The sequence below is a fragment of the Actinomyces acetigenes genome (genome assembly GCF_031296635.1).
Taxonomy (GTDB): Bacteria; Actinomycetota; Actinomycetes; order Actinomycetales; family Actinomycetaceae; genus Actinomyces; species Actinomyces acetigenes.
Genome location: NZ_JASPFC010000009.1, coordinates 57,757 through 83,450, shown reverse-complemented (window position 1 = coordinate 83,450; position 25,694 = coordinate 57,757). Strand labels below are relative to the sequence as shown.

The following is a 25,694-nucleotide window of genomic DNA, read 5'->3' as shown; positions in this document are numbered from 1 at the left end:
GGACAGTAGCCGTACCACCTTTCCACATCAGCATCGATCCGGCGGGGCGCGCGAGCGTCCCGCCGGGAATGGAACCGACATGGCAGCCCCCACCATCACGAGGCGTCGCGGCAGGAGCGCCGCGCTGCGCCGGGAGGCGCGGACGGCGTGGCTCATGAGCTCGCCGGCACTTGTGCTCCTCCTGCTCTTCATGGGCATCCCGATTCTGCTCACCTTCATTCTGTCCTTCACCAACACCCGCCTCATCTCGCCCAACCCGCCGCAGTTCATTGGGATCGAGAACTTCGTCCGGGCCTTCACCGACGACCCGACTTTCATCCGGTCCCTGACGAACACGGCCTTCTTCGCGCTTATCGTCGTGCCCTGCCAGTCCGGTCTCGCCCTGGCGCTGGCGATCCTCGTCAACCAGAAGGTCAAGGGCGTCACGGCCTTCCGCACGATGATCTTCATGCCGGTGGTGACCTCGATGGTCGTCGTCTCCATCCTGTGGAGCTTCTTCTACCAGGACAACGGACTGTTCAACTCGATGCTCAACACCGTCACCGGGGGCGGGTGGACCGCCGTCGCGTGGCTCAGCAACCCCGGCACCGCGATGCCGGCAATCATCCTGCTGTCCATCTGGCAGGCAGTCGGCTTCCACATGATCATCTGGCTCTCCGGGCTGCAGATGATCGACCCGGTTCTCTACGAGGCCGCCGACCTCGACGGCGTCAACGGATGGCAGCGCTTCCGCTACATAACCTGGCCGGGCCTGCACTCGACAATGGTCTTCATCCTCGTCACCATCACGATCGCCGCGCTGGGCCTGTTCGTCCAGGTCGACGTCATGACCTCCGGCGGTCCCCAGGACGCCACCTCGACGATCGTCTACCACGCGGTGCGCAAGGGCTACCGCGAGCAGGACATGGGATACGGCAGCGCCATCTCGCTCATCTTCTTCATCGCCGTCCTGCTCATCAGCCTCATCCAGCGCCGGCTCACCAGGGAGAAGGACTGACATGGCCGCTGAGACAACCGCCGCCTCGACCGCGTCCGTTGACGCACGTCATTCCGCCCATGGGGACCCGCGCCGCCGTGGTCGTGCCGCCACCAGGAGGCGATCCAGGGTCCTGACCTATCTCGGCCTCGTCGTCGCCTCGTGCGTCGCCGTCTTCCCCCTGCTCTTCATGGTCTTCTCCTCCTTCAAGGACGACCAGCAGATCTTCGCCGACCTCGGCTCCCTCAAGGCGTTCCTGCCGACCGGGCACCTGTCACTGAACAACTACTCCGGCGTCTTCGAGCGAGTTCCTGCGGCGCGGTTCATCACGAACTCGCTCGTTGTCACGGTTGCGATCGTCGTGCTCGGTCTCATCGTCAACTCGATGATCGGATTCGCGATCTCCCGCATGCGCTGGAAGGGTAAGAACATCGTGCTCTCACTCGTCCTGGCCACCCTGATGGTTCCCTTCGAGACCATCGCCGTGCCGCTCGTGTACTGGGTCGCCAAGCTGCCCTCAGTGCAGTGGGTGGTCGACGGGTTCCTCGTTAAGCAGGGGATGCTCAACACCTACCAGGTGCAGATCCTGCCCTTTATCGCCAACGCCCTGTCCATCTTCCTGTTCGCTCAGCACTTCGGTGACATCCCGAAGGAGATCGACGAGGCGGCCCGCGTCGATGGCGCGTCCTGGTGGACGATCTACTCACGGATCGTCGTGCCCCTGTCCGGTCCGACCTTCGCCACGGTCGCCATCATCACGATGCTGCCCGCCTGGAACTCCTACCTGTGGCCGCTCATGGTCATCCAGGAGGAGTCGATGCGGCCCGCGAGCGTCGGTATGCAGTACTTCTTCCAACTCAACCCGGTCTGGGGTCAGATCATGGCCTACGGCACGCTCATCACTCTGCCCGTCCTCATCATCTTCGTGCTGTTCCAGCGCTCCTTCGTGGCGTCCCTGGCGGGCACAGCGGTAAAGGGGTGAGCGAATCATGTCTTTGCGGCTTTCCGACCACTGGCTGTGGGACCACTGGATCTGTGACGATGGTGAGCGTTACCACCTCTTCTTCCTCAGGGCGTCACGCGCGCTGCACGATCCGGAGCGGCGGCACTTCCGCGCCTCCATGGGCCACGCCGTCTCCGACGACGCGCGCAGCTGGAGGCTGCTGCCCGACGCCCTGGTCCACTCCGACGGCCCGGCCTTCGACGACAAGGCCATCTGGACCGGCTCCACCATCATCAGACCCGATGGCACGTTGAGGGTCTTCTACACCGGTATCTCTCGAGCGGAGGACGGCCTGGTGCAGCGTATCGGCTGGGCCGACTCCAACGACGGCGTGATCTTCAGACGCTCCTGCAGCGAGCCGCTGGAGGCGGATGCCAGGTGGTACGAAAAGAAGGAGACGGACGCCTCCGGTGCCGAGCACTGGAGGGACCCCTTCGTCTTCGAGCACGACGGCAGGTGGCACATGCTCATCACCGCACGAGCAAGGGGTGCCGAGAACTACCGTGCCGGCGTCATCGGTCATGCCGTCTCCGATGACCTGGATCACTGGCGGATCGGGCCGCCGCTGACCAGCCCGTCGGTTTTCGGACAGCTGGAGGTTTCCCAGAGCAGAAGCGTTGACGGCCACCATCTCCTCATCTTCTCCTGCGGTGACGACATGAAGGCCGAACCCGGCCCCGGCGGGGTGTGGGTCGCCGAGGGGGAGGGGGCGCTGGGGCCTTGGGACATTGATGGCGCCAGGTACGTGCGCCCAGAGCACCTCTACGCCGGTCAGCTGCTTCAGCTGCGCGACGGAGCGTGGGTTTTCACGGGCTTCGAGAACATCGTCCATGGTGAGTTCGTCGGAGCGGCTCCGGACCTGCTGCCATGGGAGGACATCGAGCTTTTGCCGAGAGATGGGCACTAGAGGGTTACGTCGTCGGTTGCCTGGACAACGAGCGATCGGGGTGCCAGCCCAGGACTGGGCACGTCCCTAGCTCACTGCCCTGTGCCGGGTGGCGAGGCAGGCGACGGGGCGTTTCTGTCGGGATCAGGCTGCTCAAAGCGGCCTCCACGCCAACGTCGGGCCGCGCCGGCTGCGGTCGGGAACGTACCTGTCAGTCGAGAACTGCGCCTTCCCGCAGACGACTGGGATCTGACCCCAGTCGTCTGCGGGAGAAGTACGTTCTGGATGGAAAACGCAGTCCTCGATGTGAGCGGCCGGACGTCCTGACCGACAACTAGTTAGGCGCCCCTAAGTGAGATCCGCCTTTCATCGGGTAACGTGTTCAATCCCACCCTGCGGCGCTCCGTCGTGAACTTGCCAGTGTTGAATTCGGAAAGCAAGATCTTGGTTAAACTCGTGGCACGACGGCCAGGGACGCCTCGCAGGTCGACCCTGGGGTCTGTCTGAGGGCTGTCCGGCTCGGTCGGCTTGGCCGACTTGGCAAACAAGGACGTGGTCGAACCGGCCGCAACGGGATCAGGCCGTGAGACGTCGTCAGCGACTAGGGGAGGAGAACAGTCATGGCGCAGAGCGACGAGGACTCTACCCGGGCGCGCGTTCTTGACCTCATCGCTGAGAAGGGTCCGGTGTCGGCGGCGCAGCTCGCCAAGGTCCTCAGCCTGACGCCGGCCGCCGTGCGCAGGCACATCACGGCCCTTGAGGACGCTGAGCAGATCGAGGTTCACACTCCGGCCCAGACGGGTAAGCGTGGGCGCGGTCGCCCGGCCCGGCACTACGTCCTGACGTCCAAGGCCCGCACCTCCTTCGCGGAGGGCTACTCCGACCTGGCCAACCGCGCCCTGCGCTACCTGTCCCAGGTGGCCGGTGACAAGGCTGTCGACTCCTTCGCTGCGGCCAGGGGCCGTGACCTCGAGCGCCGCTACGCCACCGTCGTCGAGGCGGCCGGCAAGGACCCCTCGGAGCGGGCCCGCGCCCTGGCGGACGCCCTGACTCTTGACGGTTACGCGGCCTCGGTGCGCGACGTCGGAGACGGGTCCTTCGCCGTCCAGCTGTGTCAAGGCAACTGCCCGGTACGCGACGTGGCCGGGGAGTTCCACGAGCTGTGCGACGCCGAGACCCAGGCCATCTCCCGGCTGGTCGGCGTCCCGGTCCAGCGTCTGGCCACCCTGGCCGGAGGCGAGCACGTCTGTACCACCCACATTCCGATCGCCATGCCCGCGCTGCGCAAGCGCGCGGTCCGGGCGGCGGCTAAGACGCGAGGCCTTGAGACCAAGCGAATGGAAGGAACCCGATGACACTGCCGACAACCGAGACCACGCGTAGCACCGACGACGAGATCATCGACTCGATCTCGACGAGCTACGACTTCGGATGGCATGACTCCGACGAGGCCGGTGAGAAGGCCAAACGAGGCCTTGATGAGCAGGTGGTCCGCGAGATCTCCTCCATCAAGGGCGAGCCGGAGTGGATGCTGGCCAAGCGTCTCAAGGCCTACTCCACCTTCGAGCGCAAACCCATGCCCACCTGGGGCGTGGACCTCTCCCAGCTCGACATGGATGCCGTCAAGTACTACGTGCGCTCCACGGACCGGCCGGCCAACTCCTGGGACGACCTTCCCGAGGACATCAAGAACACCTACGACCGCATCGGCATCCCCGAGGCCGAGCGCGAGCGCCTGGTGGCGGGCGTGGCCGCCCAGTACGAGTCGGAGGTCGTCTACCACCAGATCCGCGGCGACCTGGAGGAGCAGGGCGTCATCTTCGTGGACACCGACACCGCCGTGCGCGAGTACCCCGAGCTCGTCAAGGAGTACTTCGGGACCGTGGTGCCCGCCGGCGACAACAAGTTCGCCGCCCTCAACACGGCCGTGTGGTCCGGGGGCTCCTTCATCTACGTCCCCAAGGGCGTCCACGTCGAGATCCCGCTCCAGGCCTACTTCCGTATCAACACGGAGAACATGGGCCAGTTCGAGCGCACGCTCATCATCGCCGACGAGGACTCCTACGTCCACTACGTCGAGGGCTGCACCGCCCCCATCTACTCCACCGACTCCCTGCACTCGGCGATCGTGGAGATCGTGGTCAAGAAGAACGCCCGCGTGCGCTACACGACCATCCAGAACTGGTCCAACAACGTCTACAACCTGGTGACCCAGCGCGCTACCTGCGAGGAGGGCGCCACCATGGAGTGGATCGACGGCAACATCGGCTCCAAGCGGAACATGAAGTACCCGGCCGTCTTCCTCATGGGCCCCCACGCCCGTGGCGAGGCCCTGTCCATCGCCTTCGCCGGCGCGGACCAGCACCAGGACACCGGCGCCAAGATGGTCCACATGGCGCCCCACACCTCCAGCCACATCGTCTCCAAGTCGATCGCCCGCCACGGTGGCCGCAGCGCCTACCGCGGACTGGTGCAGATCATGAAGAACGCCCGGCACTCCAAGTCCAACGTGCTGTGCGACGCGCTCCTGGTCGATGAGATCTCCCGCTCGGACACCTACCCCTACGTCGACGTGCGCACCGACGACGTCGAGATGGGCCACGAGGCCACCGTCTCCAAGGTGAGCGCCGACCAGCTCTTCTACCTCATGCAGCGCGGGCTGACCGAGACCGAGGCCATGGCCACGATCGTGCGCGGCTTCGTCGAGCCCATCGCCCGGGAGCTGCCCATGGAGTACGCCCTCGAGCTCAACCGGCTCATCGAGCTGCAGATGGAGAACTCGGTGGGCTGACCCACCGCAGCGGATCCTCCCTCGTCAGCCCACTCAGCCTTCGACCTACACCTCATCACACCGGCCTGCTGCCGGCCAAGGAGCACCTCCACATGCCTGAACTCTCCACCGACCACTCGAGCGCCACGCTCGACGGCGCCCACTCCCACGGCGGTCCGCGCTACGTCTCCTCTCGCGCCGACCGCCCCACCTCCTTCGACCCCGCCGACATCCCGGTGCCGCGAGGCCGCGAGGAGGAGTGGCGCTTCACGCCGATGAAGCGCTTCGCCCCGCTGTTCGACCTCGACGCCATCCGTGAGGCCACCGCCGGCCAGGGCGATGCCGGTGTACGTATCGAAGCGGACCTGCCCGACGGCGCGAGCCTTGAGACCGTCGCGCGCAGCGACGCCCGCATCGGCACCGTGGGTGCCCCGGTCGACCGCACCGGCATCACCGCCTGGAACGGCACCGAGACCGCCACCATGCTGACCCTGGAGCCCGGCGCCCAGCTGGAGCGGGCCGCCCGACTGAACATCGTCGGCCAGGACGCCCAGCTCGCCCGCCCCACCGCCCAGCACATTCTTATCGCCGCCGAAGCAGGCTCCAAGGGAACCGTCGTCCTGGACCACACCGGCACCGCCGCCCTGACCCAGGGCGTCGAGGTGACGGTCGCCGACGGCGCCGAGCTCACCCTGGTGACCGTCCAGGGGTGGGAAGACGAGGCCGTCCACGCCTCCAACCACCGGGTCAAGGTCTGCGGCCGCGGCGTCCTCAAGCACGTTGTCGTCAGCCTCGGCGGAGACGTGCGCATCTGCCCCGACCTGGGCTTCTCCGGCGAGGGCGGCCACATCGACGCCTACGGCGTCTACTTCACCGATGCCGGCCAGCACCAGGAGCACCGCCCCTACGTGGCCCACACAGAGCCCCACTGCTACTCACGCGTCACCTACAAGGGCGCCCTCCAGGGCGAGGGCGCGCACGCCGTGTGGGTGGGGGACTGCCTCATCGGGCAGGCGGCCCGCGGCACGGACACCTACGAGCTCAACCGCAACCTGGTCCTCACCGAGGGGGCCAAGGCCGACTCCGTGCCGAACCTGGAGATCGAGAACGGCAACATCGAAGGGGCCGGCCACGCCAGCGCCACCGGCCGCTTCGACGACCAGCAGCTGTTCTACCTGCGTGCCCGCGGCATCCCCGAGACCGAGGCCCGCCGCCTCGTCGTCCTGGGCTTCTTCAACGAGATCGTCGCCGAGATCGGTGTCGATGAGGTCGAGGAGCGCCTCATGGCCGCCATCGAGAAGGAGCTCGAGCTCACCGGACTCATCACCGCCCGCACTGACCAGGACCCCGCCGCCGAGCCGGCAGCCGAGTGACAGGCCGGACCCGCACGACGGTCCGCCCACCCGCAACCAGACCACGAACCAGCTGAAAGAAACGTCGCATGAGCACTCTGCAGATCAAGAACCTCCACGTCCAGGTCGCCACCAACGACGGCCCCAAGCCCATCCTCAAGGGCGTGGACCTGACCATCAACTCCCACCAGGTCCACGCCATCATGGGTCCCAACGGCTCGGGCAAGTCCACCCTGGCCTACTCCATCGCCGGGCACCCCGACTACGAGGTCACCGACGGCGAGGTCCTCCTCGACGGCGTCGACCTGCTGGAGATGAGCGTGGACGAGCGCGCCCGCGCCGGCCTCTTCCTGGCCATGCAGTACCCCGTCGAGGTCCCCGGCGTCACCGTGGCCAACTTCCTGCGCACGGCCAAGACCTCCATCGACGGCCAGGCCCCCAAGGTGCGCCAGTGGGTCGGCGAGGTCAACCAGGCCATGAAGAACCTGCGGATGGACCCCGCCTTCTCCCAGCGCGACGTCAACGCCGGCTTCTCCGGCGGTGAGAAGAAGCGCTTCGAGATCCTCCAGATGGAGCTGCTCCGGCCCCGCTTCGCCGTCCTGGACGAGACCGACTCCGGCCTGGACGTCGACGCCCTGCGCATCGTCTCCGAGGGCGTCAACCGCCTCCATGACGAGTCCGACGCCGGTTTCCTCCTCATCACCCACTACACGCGCATCCTGCGCTACATCAAGCCCGACTACGTCCACGTCTTCGTCGACGGGCGCGTGGTTGAGGCCGGCGGCCCCGACCTGGCCGACCGCCTGGAGGAAGAGGGCTACGACCGCTACCTCGCCTGACAGCCCTCACCGTGCCAGGGCCGACGACGGCGCGCCGCGCATCCAGGCGTCGTCGCCGGCCCCGGCACTAAGGAAGGGGAACTAAGGTTCCTCGTGACCTCAGCCCCCCGCCGTCGGCGACCATGCCCGGAACCGCTCGCACCGAATCGGAAAGGCACGTCATGACCCAGTCCACGGCCCCGCTCACCGGGGCGCCTTCTGCCGGCGCGCTCAACGCGGAGGAGGTCGCCGCGATCCGCGCCGACTTCCCCTACCTGGGCCGGCCCGCCCGCAACGGCGAGGTGCTGGCCTACCTGGACTGGGCGGCCACGAGCCAGAAGCCCGCCGGCGTCATCACCACGGAGGCCGACTTCTACCGCACCTCCAACGGTGCGGCAGGGCGCTCGACCTACCAGCTCGCCGACGAGGCCACCGCCACCTTCGAGGACGCCCGCGACGCCGTCGCCGCCTTCGTCGGAGCGCGTGGCAGCGAGCTCGTCTTCACCAAGAACGCCACCGAGGCCATCAACCTCGTGGCCCTGGCCATCGGGCACGCCAGCCTGGGCCGGTCGGCCGCCCGCGGTGGCGGCCCCTCCGCGGGCGACGACCCAGCGCGGCGCCTCATCATCGGACAGGGTGACGAGGTGGTCGTCACCCGCGCTGAGCACCACGCCAACCTGGTGCCCTGGCAGGAGCTGTGCGCCCGCACCGGCGCCACCCTGCGTTGGCTGGACCTGACCGAGGACGGGCGGATCGATGCCGCCACCTTGGACGTCATCACCGAGCGCACCCGCGTCCTGGCCCTGACCCACGCCTCCAACGTCACCGGCGCGATCAGCCCGCTCGACCTCATCCTCCCGCGCGCCCAGCAGGCCGGTGCGCTCGTCATCCTGGACACCTGCCAGTCCGCCGCCCACCTCCCGCTGGACTTCGGCGCGCTGAAGACCGCCGGCGTGGACGCCATGGTGCTCTCCAGCCACAAGATGCTCGGCCCCACCGGCATCGGTGCGCTCGTGGCCACCGAGGAGCTCCTGGTGGCGATGCCGCCGGTACTCACCGGCGGCTCCATGATCGAGATCGTCACCATGGAGTCGTCGACCTTCATGAGTGGCCCGTCCCGTTTCGAGGCCGGTAGCCAGCCGCTGGCGCAGGCCGCGGGATGGCGCACCGCCGTGGAGTACCTGGCCAGGATCGGCCTGGACCGGCTCCACGCCACCGAGCAGGTCCTGACCCGGCAGGTGCTTGAGGGTCTGACCCAGGTCCCCGGGCTGCGCCTGGTCGGTCCGTCCGACACCACCGACCGCCTGGGTGTGGTCGCCTTCTCCATTGAGGGAGTCCACCCTCACGACGTCGGACAGGTTCTCGACGCCGCCGGCGTCGCCGTGCGCACCGGCCACCACTGCGCCCAGCCGATCCACCAGCACTTCGGCATCCACGCCTCCTCGCGCCTGTCCTTCGGGGCCTGCTCCACGCCCGAGGAGGTGGACCGCTTCCTGTCCGCCATCGCCGACGTCCGACGCTACTTCCAGAGGTGAGCATGAACGAACTCGACCAGCTCTACCAGCAAGTCATTCTCGACCACTCCCGTGAGCGCCACGGCTCCGGCGCCCTGGAGGCCCCGGATGCCACCAGCCACCAGGTCAACCCCACCTGTGGTGACGACGTGACTCTGGGGGTGCGTGTCAAGGACGGCAAGATCGAGGCCGTCGGCTGGGAGGGGGACGGGTGCTCCATCTCCCAGGCCTCCATCTCCGTCATGCACGACCTCGTCAACGGTGCCGACCTGGCCACCGTGGCCCGCCTCGAGGCGGATTTCGATACCCTCATGCACTCGCGCGGCAAGGGCGTCGACGACGCCGTCCTGGACGACCTGGAGGACGGGGCCGCCTTCGAGGGCGTCTCGAAGTACCCCAACCGCGTCAAGTGCGCCCTGCTGGGATGGATGGCCCTCAAGGACGCCCTGGCCAAGTCCGGTGTCGCCCTGCCCGCCGTTGAGCCGAACGACCCCGAGTAGCCCGATCGTCCTGTCGCCACCGTCCGACCCGCGAGGAAGAAGAAAGAAGGAAGAAGCCATGAGTGACAGCCCCAGCGGGATGCCGGCAGCCGCCGACAACCCCATGGCCGCCCAGCAGCCGCCGACCCCCGTCGCCAGCACCGAGGGAGTCGACGTCGCCGCCGTTGAGGAGGCCCTGCGAGACGTCATCGACCCCGAGCTCGGTATCAACGTCGTCGACCTCGGGCTGCTCTACGGGGTGTCGATCGAGCCTGACGGGACCGTCGTGCTCGACATGACCCTGACCACCGCCGCCTGTCCGCTCACCGACGTCATCGAGGAGCAGGCTCAGCAGGCCCTGTCCTTCATCGCCGACAAGGTCCGCATCCAGTGGGTGTGGCTGCCGCCGTGGGGGCCGGACAAGATCACCCCTGAGGGCCGCGAGCAGCTGCGCGCCCTGGGCTTCAACGTCTGAGGCCCCGTCGAGGCCGCCGTCAGGTCAGGTCCTCCTCGACACCGAGGATCGCCTCACGCAGGACGCGCGCGTGGCAGTGGACGTGGTCGTGACCGGCGAACAGGAGCGTCACCCGCCCTGTGAGGGCCTCGTGACGCAGCTGCTCGACGGCGGCGACCGCCTCGGGCCTCTCGGTGAGCTCGTCCCGGTAGGCCTCGACGAACTGGGGCCAGGGCAGGTCCCCACTGTGGAAGGCCCGCCGCAGCTCGGTCGTGGGGGTGGCGTCCTTGGCCCACTCGTCGAGGGCGGCGCGCTCCTTGGAGACGCCACGGGGCCAGAGCCGGTCCACCAGGACCCGTACTCCGTCCTCGGCGCTGGGCTCCTCGCGGATGCCTTTGAGGATCACGCTGTCTGACGAGGGAAGATGCTGGCTCATGCCTGCGACGCTACTCTCCTCAACTGGTGGCGCGGTCCCATCGGCTCGTAGCGAACCGGACGTGCTCGAGGGGCGCTTACTCGCTCGAGCGCCAGCGATCAATCGCGGTGAGGAACTCGCGTTCCAAGGCCCGGGTGAGTCGTGCATCGGGGTAACCGGTGGCGCCGATGAGGCCGAAGAGTCCCCGCACCGACTCGGTGTCGACACTGCTGGCCAGGGCTGCAAGGCGCTCAGGCGGCAGCCGGGCCTCCATCCGGGAGATCATGGCCTGGGCGCGCTGCTCGATCTGTGCGTCCGACATCTCGGCCGGATCCTGGGCGTAGAGGGCCAGTGACTCCGCGTCGTAGTCAGGATCGGGGTCCATGAAGAGGAACTCCGCCTCCGGCGGCATCTGGCCGCGGTAGCAGGCCAGGTCGGTCAGGTCGCGCTCCTTGCGCACGGCGCAGCGGGTGGCCTCGTCGGCAGCGGCCAGCTCGAGCCGGTCGAAGAAGGCCGCCATGCGCGGGGACATCGGTGAGACAGTCGAACCGGCCCTGGCTCGCTCCAGCAGACCGGCGAGCATGTCCCTCTGTCTGGTCACCTCGGCCAGGTGATCCTCGACGGCGGCCAGGGCCCCGGCCAGGTCCTCGACCACGGAGCCGGCCGCCGCGCGCGCTTCGTCGCTCCGCTCGACGTCGGTTATCTCGGGCTCGTCGAGGACGCGTGTGATGGTCTCCAGGGACACGCCGGCCTGGACCAGCCAACGAATCCGGGAGAGCCGGGCGACGTGGCTCAGGTCGTAGTCGCGCCAGCCGCCACGTTCACCGGGAACCGGAAGCAGCCCCAGCGAGTGGTAGTAGCGCACCGTGCGCACGGTCGTCCCGGTCAGCTCGGCGATCTCAGCAACGCGCATGGAAACAGTCTCACACGGCACCCGAACCCTGAACTATTCGGATCCGCTTGGTGAGGGACGAACCATGGGGAGCGCGAACCGTTTGCCGGGGCATGCCCGCGTTGCTACTGTGCCCGCGTGATGACAGGCGGATCAGGTACCGACGGCGGCAGTGGCGCCCCGTCTCGCCCTGAGCAGGTGGGAGGGTCCTGGTGAACGGCACGCGAGGCAACCTGCAGGTCGGTGACCTGCTCCAGGGCAGTGCAGGCGCCCTGTCGGTCAGAGGCTGCCTGCTCTTTAAGGAGTGGGACTCCCAGGACCACTGCTTCTACTACTGGGAGGAGTGGCAGCTCGTCGGAGCCAGCAACGCCGACACCTGGGTCGAGGTCGATCACGATCCCGGCGAGGTCCTCTTCTACGAACCCGTTCGTCTCCAGGAGAAGATCGAGCCGTGGGCCCTGACCGTCGGCCAGATGATGCAGCTGACGATCGACGGCGTCCTGCACCGGGGCATGGTTGAGGAGGTGACCACCGGAACGCTCGAGAACGTCATCGGTTCGCCGGTGTGTCCACTCAACATCGGCGAGACCATGACCTACGCCGAGGTGCGGTTGACGGACCCGGCCGGTGTGACCAGCAGGCTGACCATCGACAGTCACCGTTTTCGTGACCTCCTGGCCTACCGCAAGACCTCCTTGTCCACTGCTCAGCAGAAGCAGCTCTTCGGACGGGTCCTGTACAACCGCCGATCCGCTGCCGGAAGAACTGGCCGGAACATCGGATGCGTGGTCGTCGCCGCCTTCGTCAGTATCGTGCTCGTTGGCGGACTGTTCTCCGCGTGCTCCAACCCCAGCCGCTCCAGTGGCGACGCCGATCCCACCAGCACCTCGCACTCGGGCTCCTCGCGGAGCTATCGTCACCGCCCGGTCTACGGGGGCGGCGGAGGCGGAGTCGGCAAGTAGGCCCGCCCCATCGGTGACGGCCTGCCCTCAATATGTTGTCGACGGTGGGGGAGTGAGGATGGGGACCTCACCCCGTTTGTCGGCTGCCTGCCTCGTTGCTACCGTGCTCGCGTGAGTGTGGTGAGCCTGTGTTCTGTCAGCTATAAGATCAGTGGCGGCGAGCCGCATGCGCTCAACGATCTGTCCACCATGGAGTCGATTCTCCTGACCGCCGCCCGGACGGCGGGACTGACGGCCGTCTCCAGCGCTCACCACCGCTTCGAGCCCCAAGGGCTGAGCGCCGTCATCATTCTGTCCGAGTCTCATATCGCCGCCCACACCTGGCCCGAGTCCGGAACCGGCTACGTGACGCTCACCAGCTGCCGTACGCTGTCCTCCGCGCAGATCGAGGCCGTGGGGGAGATGGTACGCAGGCGCCTGCGGGCCCAGCAGGTAACCAGCTCGGGGATCACGCTGTGAGTATCAGAGGCGATCTGAGAGTCGGTGAGACACTTCGGGGTTCCCTGAGGAAGAGGAGCCGCTCCTACACCGTCATGGGACGAGTTGTCCTGAAACGACGGGATCAGGGAAGCCGGCGCTTCATCCGGTGGGAGCAGTGGCGCCTGATCGACGACGATGGTCAAGAGTTCTGGCTGGAGATCCGCCGAGATACCAACAAGGTTGTTCTTCACGAGCCGGTTCCTGTTAAGCCGACGATCGATCCGCTCACGCTCGAGGTTGGTTGGACCCGGAAGCTGAGAGTCCGTGGCCGGCCGTGCACCGTTGAGGTCAAGGACGTGCGCCGCGCTGAGATCGACTACGAGACCGGGGCCATCAGTCATCCGAATGGCGCTCTTACCACGACGACGTGTGCCGAGCTCCGCGTGGTGGATGCGCAGGGATCGATCTCCACCATGGTGGTCGATGCGCATCGCCTCCAAACCCGTGAGGTCTATAGCCAAACCCTCCTGTCCTCCTCGCAGCAGTACAAGGTCTTCGGTAGGCCAGTGTCCCGACCGTGGTGGATACCCAGTTTCGTGCGAAGGCTCTGGCGGTGGTTCCCCGCGGCGATCTCCGGGACGAGCGGAAGCGAGTGGGCCCCCGTGTTCTGGATCGTCCTGATGTTCGTTGCGCTGGTGCTTGCCGAGCTGATTGATGACGATGGGGGCTTCATCCCCTCAGGAGGCGGCGTCTCCTTCCAGAACCGCTCGGTCTACGGCGGCGGGGGCGGCGGCGTCGGAAAATAACCTGGAGCCCACTCACCCAACCCCTCGACGGTCACACACGAAGGAGAAGACATGTCGCTCATGACCATCGCCGACCACTCATCGGTCGACCTCAACTGGCAGTCACTGCTGAGCACCATCGTCTACGCGGTACTCGGAGTGGTCCTGCTCATGGTGTTCGCGCTGCTCGTCAACCGCATCTTCCGCCTCGACCTCAGACGCGAGCTCATCGAGGACCAGAACATCGGCCTGGGGGTCGCCTTCGCCGGCACGGCGCTGGCCATCGCGATCATCATCGCGGCCACCATCCTGAGCTGAGCGGCGAACCATGACCCACGGCCGAATCGGGCGACGGGAGAACGTCGCCCTGTTCACTGCTGCTCTGCTTGCCGCGATCGGCGGACTCATCTACGAGCTCATCCTGGGCACGGCCGCCTCCTACCTCCTGGGTGACTCCGTCCTCAGCTTCAGCCTCGCCACCGGCATCACCCTGTTCGGCATGGGAATCGGCTCGCTGCTGGTCAACCGCTTCCACACCGCACCGGCGGTCGTCTTCGGCGTCAGTGAGGTGCTCCTGGGCCTCATCGGCGGCAACTCCGTCCTCCTGCTGTACCTGGCCTTCGGGCGCACCCGACTGCACTGGGTCGTCTTCGGCGGCATCAGCCTGACCATCGGCATCCTCATCGGCCTGGAGATCCCGCTGCTGGTGCGGACCTTCGCCGCCTTCGGACGCCGCTCGACCAGTGAGCTGCTCGGCAAGGTCATGGCCATCGACTACTTCGGCTCATTGGTGGCCTCCCTGGTCTTCCCCCTGGTGCTCCTCCCGCAGCTCGGGCTCATGCGCGGGGCCTACCTGGTCGGGGCCCTCAACGTGCTGGTCGCACTGCTCGTCCTGCTCCAGGTGCGCACACCTCGCAAGATCCTCTGGGCGGCCACCGCCGCCGTCGTGGCACTGGTCTCCATGTTCGCAGCCGCCAACCGCATCGAGCGCAGCGTGGAGGCGCTGACCTACAACGACCCGATCGTCTACTACCAGCAGACCGCCTACCAGAAGGTCGTCCTCACCCAGTATCAGGACGACCTGCGCCTGTACCTCAACGGCCAGCTCCAGTTCTCCAGCCTGGACGAGGCCAGGTACCACGAGACCCTGTCCGCCAGTGCCATGACCTCGGTGAAGGATCCTGCCCACGTCCTCGTCCTCGGTGGCGGCGACGGCCTGCTGGCCCGGGAGATCCTGCGCTACCCCAGCGTCACGGACATCACCGTTGTGGACATCGACCCCGACGTCACCGAGCTGGCGCGGAGCAACCGCCTGCTCAAGGACCTCAACCACGCCTCCCTGTCCGACCCCAGGGTCAAGGTCGTCAACGACGACGCCTTCACCTACGTCCAAGACTCCAAGGCGACCTACGACGTCGTTCTCATTGACCTGGTCGACCCCTCCAACGAGAAGCTCGCCAAGCTCTACTCCACCGAGTTCTACCGGAACATCGAGGCGCGCCTGGCACCCGAGGGCGTCATGGTCACCCAGGCCACCTCCACCTTCTTCTCGCCCCACGCCTTCTCCACAGTGGCCAGCACCGTTGCAGCCGCTCAGCCGGATCGACAGATCCTGCCCTTCTCCACCAACATCCCCTCCTTCGGGGAGTGGGGCTTCATCCTGTCCACCAAGACGCCGCAGAACCTCATCAGCCAGCCGCTGCCAAAAGGCCTGACCTACCAGGACCGGCAGACCCTGAAGTTCATCATGCGAACCAAACCAGCCCATACCGAGGCCATGGAGCCCTCCACCCTCCTGCATCCGCGGATCGTCGAGGTCTACAACCAAGACATGCGGCAGTGGCGCTACTACTGAACCATTCAGGTATTCGTCCGTGCAGGTGTCGCGGAGAGATCCGCCGCTATCTGCTGCCCACCGAGACCGCGAGCTCACGTCCCCAGCTGCGGGCGTCGCTCTCCTGGCCGGCGGCCAGCGGGCCCTTGCTCGCCGCGACCACGAAGCTCCTGACCAACGCCGTGCGCCTCCCCTGTTGACGCTGCAGCGCCTTGGCGATCGCCTTGGCCGCTGAACCGCTGAGCCAGCCCTTGGAGATGACCGTGTCGAAGGCGACGACATCGGTGGAGACCGGGACCGTGGCAGTCCTCAGCCACTCGCCGACCCCCGGGGAGACCTTGCCCGGTCCCGCCTGCGCACGTGCCTTGGCCCGCGTGGCCGCGGTCGGCAGGCCCCGGTTGTGAGTGGGAGCTCCCAGGATGAGCAGATCGAGGTCTGCCGGCAGGGCGCCCGGAGCCCCATTGACGTCGTCGACCTGGGCCTCGACGCCGCCCTCAATCAGTCCGGTGGCGACGGCCTCGGCGACGGCCCGGGTGTTGCCGAAGCAGGACTCAACAATGATGAGTGCCCTCCCGGTCATGGTGTCCTCCTGAAGACTCGTACCGGCGATGTCGCTGGTGACGGGGGTGTCATGAGCCCACTGTCGGGTGCGACGCCACGTCACACGCAAACGGGGCCCGCCGCGCAGAAGGCGGCGGGCCCCATCAGGCCGAGAGGATCGGCGGGAAGGCAGGACGAGCCAGGGCGACGAACGGCGTCGCCGCGTTGGTCTCAGAGCTGGGAGGCGTCGACGGCGAAGGTGTTGCAGGCCTGCATCGAGCCGGAGTTCATTCCGGTGGTGAACCAGCGCACGCGCTGCTCGGAGGAACCGTGGGTCCACGTGTCGGAGTCGACGTGCCCCCTGGCCCGCTCCTGGATGTGGTCGTCGCCCACGGCCTCGGCCGCACCCAGCGCACCCTTGATCTCCTCACTACTGGGGCGGTTGAGGAAGGGCTTGCCGGTGTCCGGGTCCGGGGTGGAGGAGGCGTGATTGACCCAGATCCCCGCGTAGCAGTCCGCCTGGAGCTCCAGCCGTACCGAGTCGGAGGTCGCACCGCTACCTGAGCGGTCGGCCTTGGCCATCTGCCCGGTCAGGTGCTGGATATGGTGGCCGAACTCATGGGCCACGATGTACTCCTCCGCCAAGGGCGTGTCAGTGGCCCCCAGGGAGCGCTCCATCTCGGAGAAGAAGCTCATGTCCAGGTAGACCGTCCGGTCCCCTGAGCAGTAGAAGGGACCCACCGCCGAGGATGCGTTGCCGCAGGCCGAGGAGATCTGGGTGCCGTCCCACAGGACGAACTCGGGCTTGGCGTACTTGAGCCCCGCCTGGGCGGGCAGCTGCTCGGTCCACACCGCGTCGAGGGACTCGGCGGTGGCCACCATGCGGCACTGGGTGTACTTGTTGGCGCTGTCCCCGCTGGTGCACACGGAGGTGTCGATCGATGAGGCCGTCGACGTTGTCGTCCCAGTCTGCTGCTGCGTCCCCAGCATGGAGGTCAGGTCCACTCCCGTGAGCTGGGAGATGAGGACGACGGCGATGACGGTCAGGATCGAGCCGCCACCGATCATGGCGCCCCGGCCTGCGCCGGAACGGGTCTGGACCCGGTTGGGGTCGAGCTGGATATCGCGGTTGAAGGACACTTGCCACCTCTGAGAACACGCCTGCAATGAGGCTCGGACGACGCCCACGCTACCGTGACACCGTCACCGGTGCGAAGCGGGAACACCGAGGAGAATAATGGCGGGAGCCTGCACGGGCCCTGGAAGACCCGGTCGGGGTAGCCTGATGCCGTGCTCTACGACCTGATGTACAAGACCGTGCTCACCCGTATCGACCCCGAGCTGATCCACGACGTGTGCCTGGACGCGATCGAGGTCACCGGCAAGGTTCCCCTCGTCAGAGACGTGGTGCGCCAGATGTGGGGGCGCCGGCCGGCCTTCCCCGTTCCCTCGGCCAACCAGGGCGGTCCCTTCGCCCGTCCCGTGCCCGGCATCCTGGGACTCGCAGCGGGGATGGACAAGGAGGGGCAGGCCGTTGAGGGCCTGGACATGCTCGGCTTCGGCTTCATCGAGGTCGGCACGTTCACCGCCCACCCCCAGGGCGGCAACGACAAGCCCCGCATGTGGCGCTACCCGCAGATGCGCGCCGTACGCAACCGCATGGGCTTCAACAACTCCGGGGCGGATGAGGCCGCCAAGCGCCTGCGGGCCCTGCGCCGCACCCCGCGAGGACGCTCCATCGTCGTCGGTGCGAACATCGGCAAGACCAAGGTGACCCCGCTTAACGAGGCGGTGGACGACTACCGCTACTCGGCCGCAGCAGTGGCCCGGTGGGTCGACTACCTCGTCGTCAACGTCTCCAGCCCCAACACCCCCGGGCTGCGCAGCCTGCAGAGCGTTGAGACGCTGCGCCCGATCCTCGAGGCGGTGCGCGAGGCCGCCGACCACGCCGCCAGGCGGCACGTCCCGCTCCTGGTCAAGATCGCCCCCGACTTGGCTGACGAGGACATCGACGCCGTTGCGCAACTGGTCCTGGACATGGGGCTCGACGGGGTGGTGGCCACCAACACGACCATCGACCACGACCTGGGGGAGGGCGGCCTGTCCGGTGCCCCTCTTCTTCCCCGCGCTCTGGAGGTCGTGCGCCGTCTGCGCCGCGGGCTGGGGCAGGAGCCCACGATCATTGGCGTCGGCGGCATCTCCTCCGTCATGGACGCCGAGCTCATGCTCGACGCAGGAGCGGACCTGCTTCAGGCCTACACGGCCTTCATCTACAACGGTCCCGCCTGGCCGGGGCGCATCAACCGGGCCCTGGCCACCGGCTCCGCCGCTCGAACGACTGCCTGAGCCCCAGGCGACCGGGGCCGTCCCAAAGCGGACCGGAACGGATCAGGAGGGGTACTGGCCCCGCTTGACCAGGGTGGCGGGACGGCGCCAGCGCCGCAGCATGAAGCAGCGCGACATGACGTAGAAGAGGATCGTCCCCTCGTCCTTAACCCGCTCCTGGCCGAACTTCGCGGTCAGGCGGCGGCGCAGGCGCGCCCAGCACCAGACTGCGTCGGCGATCGCCGCCAGCAGGTAGCCGTTCATCGCCAGCACTGTGTAGAAGCTGATAAGCGGGTAGTGGGGCAGGATACGGGTGAACCCGAAGGAGATGATGAGCAGAACGAAGACGAGGGGCATGAAGTACTCGCCCAGACAGAAGCGCGCGTCGACGTAGTCACGGATGTAGCGCTTGACCGGCCCCTTCTCCCGGGACGGGAGGTACTTCTCCTCACCGGTGACCATGGCCTCGTTCTGACGCTTCCAGGCGGCTTCACGGGCCGCTCGCGCCTCCCGCTTGGCGGCCGCACGATCCTTGGGGACCACCGGGTGCAGGTTCTTGGCCTGCTGGTCCTTACGCCGGGGCGTGGGGCGTCCCTTGCCACCGGGCTTGGGGGAGGGCTCGGCCACGGGCTCCGGCTCAGGGGTCTGGCTGCGCTTCTTGAACAGGCTCACGGTGCACAGACTAGCGGCAGCGGCGCGATACCCTGAAAACCATGATCACCGTTGATGCCGTGCGCACCGCCGTGCACACCTCCATGCCCACCATCGTCTCCGACCTGACGGACCTGGTCGCGATCCCCTCGGTCTCCGCCTCCAGCCACGACCAGTCCCAGGTCCAGCGCTCCGCCGAGGCAGTGGCCGCGCTCCTGCGCGACAGCGGTCTGGATGCCGAGATCCTCTCGGTGCCCGCCCCTGACGGGACCCCCGGCCGGCCCGCCGTCCTGGCCCACAAGGCCGGCCCCGACGGCAGCCCGCACGTCCTGCTCTACTCCCACCACGACGTCCAACCCGTCGGCGACCCGACCGGCTGGGACCAGGCCGACCCCTTCACCGCCGAGCGGCGCGGGGAACGGATGTTCGGACGCGGAACCGCTGACGACAAGGCCGGCGTCATCACCCACGCCCACGCCCTGCGCATCCTGGCCTCCCTGGCCGACGGCGAGCTGCCCTGCGCCGTGACGGTCTTCATCGAGGGTGAGGAGGAGGTGGGCAGCCCCTCCTTCGAGAACTTCCTGACCACCCACCGCGACCGGCTGGCCTCCGACGTCATCGTCGTGGCCGACTCCTCCAACTGGAAGGTCGGCACCCCGTCCCTGACCACCACGCTGCGCGGCGTCATCCAGGTCGACGTCCGCCTCGACATGCTTGACCACGCGCTTCACTCCGGTCAGTACGGCGGCCCCGTGCTGGACGCCGCCACCGCCATGTGCCGTCTGATCGCCTCCTGCCACGACGAGGCCGGTGACGTCGCCGTGGCCGGGCTGGTCAGCCGGTCCCAGGCCGACGCCGACTTCCCCGACTACCCGGAGGCCGACTTCCGTGCCGACGCCGGAGTCCTTGACGGTGTTGAGCTGTCCGGCACCGGTGACCTCACCGCCCGGCTGTGGACCAAGCCCTCCCTGACGCTCATCGGCATGGACGTCACGCCCCTGGACCTGGCCGGCAACGTCCTGACGCCATCGTGCACGGCCCGGCTCTCGCTGCGCATCGCACCCGGGCAGGACCCGGCCGCGGCCCAGGAGGCCCTGGTCACCCACCTGGAGAAGCACGTGCCCTTCGGGGGCCGTCTGACCGTCACCGGCCGTGAAGCCGGGCCCGCCTTCGACGGCTCCGAGGTCACCCCCGCCTCCGAGGCTGCCCACTGGGCCCTGTCCACGGCCTGGGATACCGAGGCCGTCAACATCGGACAGGGCGGCTCCATCCCCTTCATCGCCACCCTCAAGGAGACCTTCCCCGACGCCCAGGTGCTCGTCACCGGGATCGAGGACCCCGACACCCGGGCCCACAGCGAGAACGAGTCCATGCACGTGGGCGAGCTCGAGCACATCGTGGTCGCCGAGGCCCTCCTCCTGGCCCGCCTGGGCGGCGCCATCAGCTCATGACGACCGGTGCTCGCCGAGCCCGCCACCGGAGACCGAGCACATGAAGGTTCTTCTCGCCCCTGGTGGGCTGTGGCCCGAGCCCGCTGGAGTGCCTCTGGCGGGCTCGGGACCAGGTCTTGCCCCGGGCCACGTTGCCTCCTGCCTGGCGCGTGGCTGGCGGGAGGTGCGCCCCCACGACTCCCTGACCCTGCTGCCCGTGGCGGACGGCGGACCAGGCTCGGCTCAGGTGATCGCCCCTGAGCAGGTCGCCTCTCGGGAGGTCATTCAGGGGCGGGGACCGCTCGGACAGGTCAGAGAGGTCGACCTGGTGCGTCTGCTTCCCAAGCCGACACCATCCGGTAACCGGCGCCGCGGCGAGGCAAGCACCTGGTTCCTGGACGCCGCTCGGCTCCTGACGCTTCCTGCCGATCCCGATGAGGCGGCCCAGGAGGCGCTGGAGGGGAGTACCTCCGGCCTGGGAGGAGTGATCGGAGCCGCCCTGAGCCGTACCGGGCCCTTGGACACGCTCCTGGTGGGGTTGTCGCGCTCCGCCGTTCACGACGGGGGCCTGGGAGTCATGGACGCGCTCGGGGGCCTGCGAGTGGCCAAGGACCTGCTGTCGCGCCGCAGCCTCGGACTCGTTCTGGCCGACGACATCGCCCTGGGAGGCATGAACGGTGCCGGGGCGGCCCTGACGAGCATCACCTCCATCAGCCCTGAGCTGGCACAGGAACTGGACCGCCGCGCCTGCTCCCGCGCGATGGAAGTCGTCAGCGCGGCCCAGGACCTCGATCCCGGTGCCGTCGGCCCACGAAGGTCCCTGCCTGTCGTCTCCGCGCTCAACGACGTCGGGCCCTCCGCCTCCGAGCACGCGCCGAACTCCGCCGGGAACGCTCGCCTGAGCGCGTCTTCCTGGGGAACCGGGGCGGGCGGGGGCAGCGCCCTGGTGCTGCGGGCCCTGGGTGCGTGGGTGCGGCCCGGTGCGCGAGCCATGGCGGAGATCCTCGCTCTGAGCGACGCCGTCCGCGGTCAGGACCTGGTCGTCGCGGCCTGGGGAGAGCTCTACGACGTTCTGGCCGACGGCGTCGTGGGCGTCGTCGGCCAGCAGAGCGCCTCGCAGGCGCTGCCGTGCATTGTGGTGTGCGGGCGCTGCGCCGTCAGCCGCGGTGAGCTGGCCGCTGCCGGCGTCACCACCGCCTACGGGCTGCAGGAGGCTCATGCCACCGAGCCCTGGGATGCGACTGACTCTCACCGGCTGGAGTCACGGCTGACGGACCTCGGCACCCGGCTGGCCCGCACGTGGTCGCGCTGACCGGACGTTTCGCGCCAGGGCGCCGCTGCGAGCGGCGGGCGGCTCAGTCGATGGGGGCCGCGGCGGTCGAGTCGCGCACGATGAGGTCGGGGGCGAAGAGCATCTCGGTGTCGGCCGGCCGCTGCCCGTTGAGCTGTGCGAGGAGCGTGGAGACAGCCGCCCGGCAGATGGACTCCACGGGGCTGGCGCACCGTGCTCAGCGGCGGGTCGGTCATGGGGATGAGCGGTGAGTCGTCGTAGCCGATGACGGAGACGTCGTGAGGTACTGACCTGCCTGTCTGGCGCACCCCGTGAACCACGCCCAGGGCCATGACGTCCGAGGAGCACACGATGCCGGTGCAGCCCTGCTCCAGCAGGTGAAGGGCTGCGCTGACGCCGCCCTCGTAGGTGTAGAGCGTCTCCACGATCCGCAGCGGCTCCTCGGGCAGGCCCTCGCTCATGGCATCCTCGTAGCCGGAGCGCTTGCGCTGAGCCGGCACCATGCGCATCGGCCCCATGGCCAGACCGATGCGCTGGTGCCCCAGGGCGATGAGGTGATCGACTGCCATCCGGGTCGCCCGTCGGTCATCGGTGGCGAAGCCCGGGGCCTTGATGGTCGGCGCGTTGCCGTTGACCGTCACCAGCGGCACGCCGCGCTCACGTAGGCGCTGGTAGCGGGTGACGTCGCCGGTGGTGTCCGCGTGACGGCCGGAGACGAAGATGATGCCGGCGACACCGCGGTCCACGAGCATCTCGATGTACTCGTCCTCGCTGATACCGCCGGGGGTCTGGGTGCACAGCAGGGGAGTGTGCCCGGAGGGCGCCAGGAGCTGCTCGATCTGCTGGGCGAACAGCGGAAAGATCGGGTTGCTCAGCTCGGGCACGATCAGCCCCATGAGACCGCGGGAGGTCTGGTGCACCGACTCGGGACGCTCATAGCCCAGGATGTCGAGCGCTGCGAGCACCTGCCGGCGGGTCGAGTCCGCCACGTTGGACTTTCCATTGAGTACACGCGAGACAGTCGCTGTGGAGACACCCGCCTGGTCGGCGATGTTGGTGAGAGTGAGTCTCTGCGGCATGAGTGAATCCTACGAAGAACGGTCAGGATGGAGGGGCTGATTCGCGTGCACCGACACTGGATCGTCGCGTCCCTCGACTGACCATCATCGCAGGTCATGTGCCGTTCGTGGGAATCCGTGACGGGCATGTGGCGCTGACAGTCCCTAATCGACGGCCGACGGGGGTGGGGGACGTGCGAAGGCACCCGACCATGATCAGCCCTTGACCGCGCCCGAGATCGATCCTCCGACGATGTAGCGCTGCAAGTACTGGAACAGGGCGATCACCGGGGCCATGGTGAGGACCGCCCCGGCGGCGAAGATGCCCAGGTTGTTGGAGCGGTCGCCGGCTAGCATGCCGTAGAGCCCCACTGCGAGCGTCTTCTGAGAATCGTCGGTCAGAATGATCGAGCCCAGGAGGAACTCGCTGATGACGCCCACGAAGGCCAGCAGGAAGGTGGTGGCGATGATCGGCTTGAGCGTGGGCAGAAGGATGATGCGGAAGACCTGCCAGTGCGTGCAGCCATCGATGATGGCGGCCTCATCGAGCTCGCGGGGAATCGTGTCGAAGGTTCCCTTGATGAGCCACACCTGCCCCAGTGCCCCGCCCATGAGCGCCAGGCTGTAGCCGGCCAGGGTGTTGAGGCCAAGGAAGGGGACTACCTGGCCGATGTCGGAGATCATCGTGTAGATGGCGATCATGGAGAGGATCGCGGGGAACATCATGATCAGGAGCAGGGCCAGCAGGCCTCCACGGCGCCCTGCGAAGCGGAACCGGGAGAAGGCGTAGGCCCCCAGCAGGGACAGGAAGACCTGGGCGGTGGCCACCACGGTGCAGATGATGATCGTGTTGAGGTACCAGCGCAGGAATGGGCCCCGTACCCCGGACAGCAGGTTCTGGTAGTTGACCAGACTCACCTTGGTGGGGATCAGACCGGTGGATGCCACCGTGCCCAGGGGGTTGAGTGAGGCGGAGATGACGTAGAGGACGGGGAAGGCGCCGAAGACCAGGGCGATGACGCCGACGACGTGTCTCCAGCCGATCTCCCGGAACCAGCGTGAGAACGGCATGTGATTCTCGACGACGGCGCTCTCCTCGGAACCCTTGGATGCGGACTGGGGCACGGACTGCGATGAGGTGCTCATGGTGATGATGTTCTTTCCGAGGTCGGCTGGTCAGTTGACGTCTTCGAGCTTCTTGGTGGCTCGGAACTGCAAGGCGGCCAGGACACCGGTGACGGCGAACAGGACCACGGAGACGGCCGAGGCGAATCCGAAGTCCGAGCCGGCACGGCCGAAGGCAATGCGATAGACCATGGAGATGAGGATGTCGGTTCCGCCTCGCGTGTACTCCCCAGCCGGGAAAGGTCCACCCTCGGTCAGCAGCTGGATGGCATTGAAGTTGTTGAAGTTGAAGGCGAAGGTACTTACCAGCAGGGGGGCGACGGCGACCAGGAGCAGCGGGGTGATGATGCGCCATGTGGCCTGCATGCCACTGGCGCCGTCCATCTTTGCCGCCTCCTTGACATCGCCAGAGATGGACTGCAGAGCGCCGGTGCACACGATGAACATGTAGGGGAAGCCCATCCACGTGTTGGTCAGCAGGACGGCGACCTTGGCCATGGTCGGGTCGGACAGCCACGGGATACTGAGGTGCAGCATCCGGTTGATGAGGCCGAAGTCCTGGTTGTAGAAGTTCGACCACACGAGCAGCGAGATGAAGCCGGGGACGGCGTAAGGCAGCAGGAGGAAGGAGCGGTAGAGCTTCTTCCCCTTGATGCGATCATCATTGAGGGTCAGCGCCAGGAAGAAGCCGAGGCCGAAGGTGAGAAGCACCGATCCCAGGGCGAAGACGATGGTCCACGCGAAGGCCTTGAGGAACTGGGAGGCCAGGTTGCCCTCAGTGAAGAGCCGCGAGTAGTTGGCCAGTCCCACGTTCTGTTTCCAGGACTGGGCCAGGCGCTCGCCCTTGGCGTTGACGAAGTGCTCAGACAGTCCCACCTTCTTGATCGAGTAGACGTCCCCGGTGACGGTGTTGGTGATGGTGTCGGAGGACTCGTTGTAGACCATCCGTTTGGTTCCCTCGAACGCGGTCCTGACGCCCTGAACCTTGACCGTGGTCTTGTCCGTGAAGGGAACCGACATGGTGCTGATGTCCTCGTAGGCGGTGTTGATCTGCCTGGGGGAAAGGATCGTGTATCCCTCCGCCTTGGTCACCACGCCGTTGTCAACGGTCACGGTGCTGGCATCGACCTTCTCCAGCTTCTTCCCGTCACTTCCTCGCAGCACCTCCTTGGTCTGCGGATTGACAAGGAACAGTGAGAAGGGCCCTTTGTTGACGTCGCCGTCGGTCGCAACCGACAAGCCATAGGTAGGGGAGTCCTCCGTGCGGACCATGGAGTTGTTGGTGATGGAGGTGATGGCCTCCTCCTTGGTTCCGCGATACCCGTCTCCGAAATTGGTGAAGGAGGTCTGAATGGTCAGCAAGATGGGGATGATGAGGAAGACGGTGAGGAAGAACGTTCCGGGGAAGAGGTACTTGGCGGGTACGAATCGCCTGGTCGAGTACAGCAGGAACATGGCCCCCGTGGCGATGACGACGACTGCCAGCCACAACCACATCCGGTAGGCGATAAGAAGCGGGACGAGGTAGATCGCTGCGACCAGCGTGAGGGAGAGCACCATAATGCGACCGACAAGACCTCTGATGGTCGTGGTCTTTTCCCTCGGGGTGGTGGATGCGGACGTCATTATCTGCGGGTCCTTTCCAGAAGTGGGAAAGCAGGATGAGGAATAACCGGGTGTGTGGAGAAGCGTTCCGCCTCGGCGCAGGCGACGG

The 25,694-nt window shown here is 67.2% G+C and carries 25 protein-coding genes and 1 pseudogene; 18 read left to right on the top strand and 8 right to left on the bottom strand.

Features of this window, described 5'->3' with window-relative positions; translation table 11 throughout:
- The first annotated feature begins 79 nt into the window (after window positions 1-79).
- From RIV14_RS05390 to RIV14_RS05345, 10 genes are all read left to right on the top strand, one after another.
- Window positions 80-997, top strand: a complete 918-nt coding sequence (locus RIV14_RS05390) for a carbohydrate ABC transporter permease (protein ID WP_075373189.1) — start codon at window positions 80-82, stop codon at window positions 995-997.
- 1 nt (window position 998) lies between these two features.
- Window positions 999-1,958 carry a carbohydrate ABC transporter permease gene (locus RIV14_RS05385; RefSeq protein WP_075373188.1) on the top strand — a complete coding sequence of 320 codons (960 nt, stop codon included), beginning with the start codon at window positions 999-1,001 and terminating at the stop codon, window positions 1,956-1,958.
- 7 nt (window positions 1,959-1,965) lie between these two features.
- On the top strand, window positions 1,966-2,886 hold the full coding sequence (locus tag RIV14_RS05380; RefSeq protein WP_075373187.1) for a glycoside hydrolase family protein: 921 nt from the start codon (window positions 1,966-1,968) through the stop codon (window positions 2,884-2,886).
- A gap of 599 nt (window positions 2,887-3,485) precedes the next feature.
- Window positions 3,486-4,220 (top strand): helix-turn-helix transcriptional regulator, encoded by a 735-nt coding sequence (locus tag RIV14_RS05375; protein WP_075370996.1) that lies wholly within the window; start codon window positions 3,486-3,488, stop codon window positions 4,218-4,220.
- Window positions 4,217-5,656, top strand: coding sequence for a Fe-S cluster assembly protein SufB (gene sufB / locus RIV14_RS05370; protein WP_075373186.1), 1,440 nt, complete (start codon window positions 4,217-4,219; stop codon window positions 5,654-5,656). Before RIV14_RS05375 ends, sufB begins: the two co-directional genes overlap by 4 nt.
- Before the next feature lie 92 nt (window positions 5,657-5,748).
- Window positions 5,749-7,008 (top strand): Fe-S cluster assembly protein SufD, encoded by a 1,260-nt coding sequence (gene sufD / locus RIV14_RS05365; protein ID WP_075373185.1) that lies wholly within the window; start codon window positions 5,749-5,751, stop codon window positions 7,006-7,008.
- 68 nt (window positions 7,009-7,076) lie between these two features.
- A complete protein-coding gene (gene sufC / locus RIV14_RS05360; RefSeq protein ID WP_075373184.1) occupies window positions 7,077-7,826 on the top strand; it encodes a Fe-S cluster assembly ATPase SufC in 750 nt (249 codons plus the stop codon).
- 161 nt (window positions 7,827-7,987) lie between these two features.
- Window positions 7,988-9,340: a SufS family cysteine desulfurase gene (locus RIV14_RS05355; protein ID WP_075373183.1), complete on the top strand. Its 1,353-nt coding sequence runs from the start codon at window positions 7,988-7,990 to the stop codon at window positions 9,338-9,340.
- Between the two features lie 2 nt (window positions 9,341-9,342).
- The gene (gene sufU / locus RIV14_RS05350) at window positions 9,343-9,819 is read left to right on the top strand and encodes a Fe-S cluster assembly sulfur transfer protein SufU (protein ID WP_075373182.1); all 477 of its coding nucleotides are present in this window, start codon (window positions 9,343-9,345) and stop codon (window positions 9,817-9,819) included.
- A 58-nt stretch (window positions 9,820-9,877) separates the two neighbouring features.
- Window positions 9,878-10,273 carry a metal-sulfur cluster assembly factor gene (locus RIV14_RS05345; protein WP_075373181.1) on the top strand — a complete coding sequence of 132 codons (396 nt, stop codon included), beginning with the start codon at window positions 9,878-9,880 and terminating at the stop codon, window positions 10,271-10,273.
- 19 nt (window positions 10,274-10,292) lie between these two features.
- On the opposite strand, the gene RIV14_RS05340 is transcribed toward RIV14_RS05345, so the two are convergent.
- Window positions 10,293-10,688 carry a DUF488 domain-containing protein gene (locus RIV14_RS05340; protein WP_075373180.1) on the bottom strand — a complete coding sequence of 132 codons (396 nt, stop codon included), beginning with the start codon at window positions 10,686-10,688 and terminating at the stop codon, window positions 10,293-10,295.
- A gap of 76 nt (window positions 10,689-10,764) precedes the next feature.
- The gene (locus tag RIV14_RS05335; protein ID WP_075373179.1) at window positions 10,765-11,580 is read right to left on the bottom strand and encodes a MerR family transcriptional regulator; all 816 of its coding nucleotides are present in this window, start codon (window positions 11,578-11,580) and stop codon (window positions 10,765-10,767) included.
- 191 nt (window positions 11,581-11,771) lie between these two features.
- Here RIV14_RS05335 and RIV14_RS05330 point away from each other — a divergent pair, with 191 nt between their 5' ends.
- From RIV14_RS05330 to RIV14_RS05310, 5 genes are all read left to right on the top strand, one after another.
- Window positions 11,772-12,521: a hypothetical protein gene (locus tag RIV14_RS05330; protein ID WP_075370988.1), complete on the top strand. Its 750-nt coding sequence runs from the start codon at window positions 11,772-11,774 to the stop codon at window positions 12,519-12,521.
- 111 nt (window positions 12,522-12,632) lie between these two features.
- Window positions 12,633-12,980, top strand: a complete 348-nt coding sequence (locus RIV14_RS05325; RefSeq protein ID WP_075373178.1) for an S-adenosylmethionine decarboxylase family protein — start codon at window positions 12,633-12,635, stop codon at window positions 12,978-12,980.
- Window positions 12,981-13,054: 74 nt separating this feature from the next.
- Window positions 13,055-13,747 (top strand): hypothetical protein, encoded by a 693-nt coding sequence (locus RIV14_RS05320; protein WP_256695015.1) that lies wholly within the window; start codon window positions 13,055-13,057, stop codon window positions 13,745-13,747.
- Between the two features lie 51 nt (window positions 13,748-13,798).
- A complete protein-coding gene (locus RIV14_RS05315; protein WP_075373176.1) occupies window positions 13,799-14,044 on the top strand; it encodes a DUF350 domain-containing protein in 246 nt (81 codons plus the stop codon).
- A 10-nt stretch (window positions 14,045-14,054) separates the two neighbouring features.
- Complete coding sequence (locus tag RIV14_RS05310) at window positions 14,055-15,581, top strand: polyamine aminopropyltransferase (protein ID WP_075373175.1); 1,527 nt, start codon at window positions 14,055-14,057, stop codon at window positions 15,579-15,581.
- A gap of 46 nt (window positions 15,582-15,627) precedes the next feature.
- Here RIV14_RS05310 and RIV14_RS05305 read toward each other — a convergent pair whose 3' ends face one another.
- Both RIV14_RS05305 and ypfJ read right to left on the bottom strand, forming a co-directional pair.
- The gene (locus RIV14_RS05305) at window positions 15,628-16,140 is read right to left on the bottom strand and encodes a flavodoxin family protein (protein ID WP_075373174.1); all 513 of its coding nucleotides are present in this window, start codon (window positions 16,138-16,140) and stop codon (window positions 15,628-15,630) included.
- Window positions 16,141-16,331: 191 nt separating this feature from the next.
- Window positions 16,332-17,240 (bottom strand): KPN_02809 family neutral zinc metallopeptidase, encoded by a 909-nt coding sequence (gene ypfJ / locus RIV14_RS05300; RefSeq protein ID WP_075370984.1) that lies wholly within the window; start codon window positions 17,238-17,240, stop codon window positions 16,332-16,334.
- Between the two features lie 150 nt (window positions 17,241-17,390).
- On the opposite strand from ypfJ, the gene RIV14_RS05295 reads away from it, so the two are divergent.
- Window positions 17,391-18,446, top strand: a complete 1,056-nt coding sequence (locus RIV14_RS05295) for a quinone-dependent dihydroorotate dehydrogenase (RefSeq protein WP_075373173.1) — start codon at window positions 17,391-17,393, stop codon at window positions 18,444-18,446.
- 42 nt (window positions 18,447-18,488) lie between these two features.
- Here the strand turns inward: RIV14_RS05295 and RIV14_RS05290 are convergent, their stop codons facing one another.
- Window positions 18,489-19,097, bottom strand: coding sequence for a DUF3043 domain-containing protein (locus tag RIV14_RS05290; RefSeq protein WP_075373172.1), 609 nt, complete (start codon window positions 19,095-19,097; stop codon window positions 18,489-18,491).
- A gap of 41 nt (window positions 19,098-19,138) precedes the next feature.
- Between RIV14_RS05290 and RIV14_RS05285 the strand changes: the two genes are divergently transcribed.
- Both RIV14_RS05285 and RIV14_RS05280 read left to right on the top strand, forming a co-directional pair.
- Entirely contained in the window at window positions 19,139-20,527 is a 1,389-nt protein-coding gene (locus tag RIV14_RS05285) for a dipeptidase (protein WP_075373171.1), read from the top strand.
- A 40-nt stretch (window positions 20,528-20,567) separates the two neighbouring features.
- Entirely contained in the window at window positions 20,568-21,818 is a 1,251-nt protein-coding gene (locus RIV14_RS05280; RefSeq protein WP_075373170.1) for a glycerate kinase, read from the top strand.
- Window positions 21,819-21,861: 43 nt separating this feature from the next.
- On the opposite strand, the pseudogene RIV14_RS05275 reads toward RIV14_RS05280, so the two are convergent.
- The 3 genes and pseudogenes from RIV14_RS05275 to RIV14_RS05265 all read right to left on the bottom strand — a co-directional run bounded on the left by RIV14_RS05275 (window position 21,862) and on the right by RIV14_RS05265 (window position 25,606).
- A pseudogene (locus tag RIV14_RS05275) lies at window positions 21,862-22,876 on the bottom strand (LacI family DNA-binding transcriptional regulator).
- 195 nt (window positions 22,877-23,071) lie between these two features.
- Window positions 23,072-24,001, bottom strand: a complete 930-nt coding sequence (locus tag RIV14_RS05270; protein WP_081379538.1) for a sugar ABC transporter permease — start codon at window positions 23,999-24,001, stop codon at window positions 23,072-23,074.
- Window positions 24,002-24,031: 30 nt separating this feature from the next.
- Entirely contained in the window at window positions 24,032-25,606 is a 1,575-nt protein-coding gene (locus RIV14_RS05265; protein WP_075373168.1) for an ABC transporter permease subunit, read from the bottom strand.
- Between the last annotated feature and the right edge of the window lie 88 nt (window positions 25,607-25,694).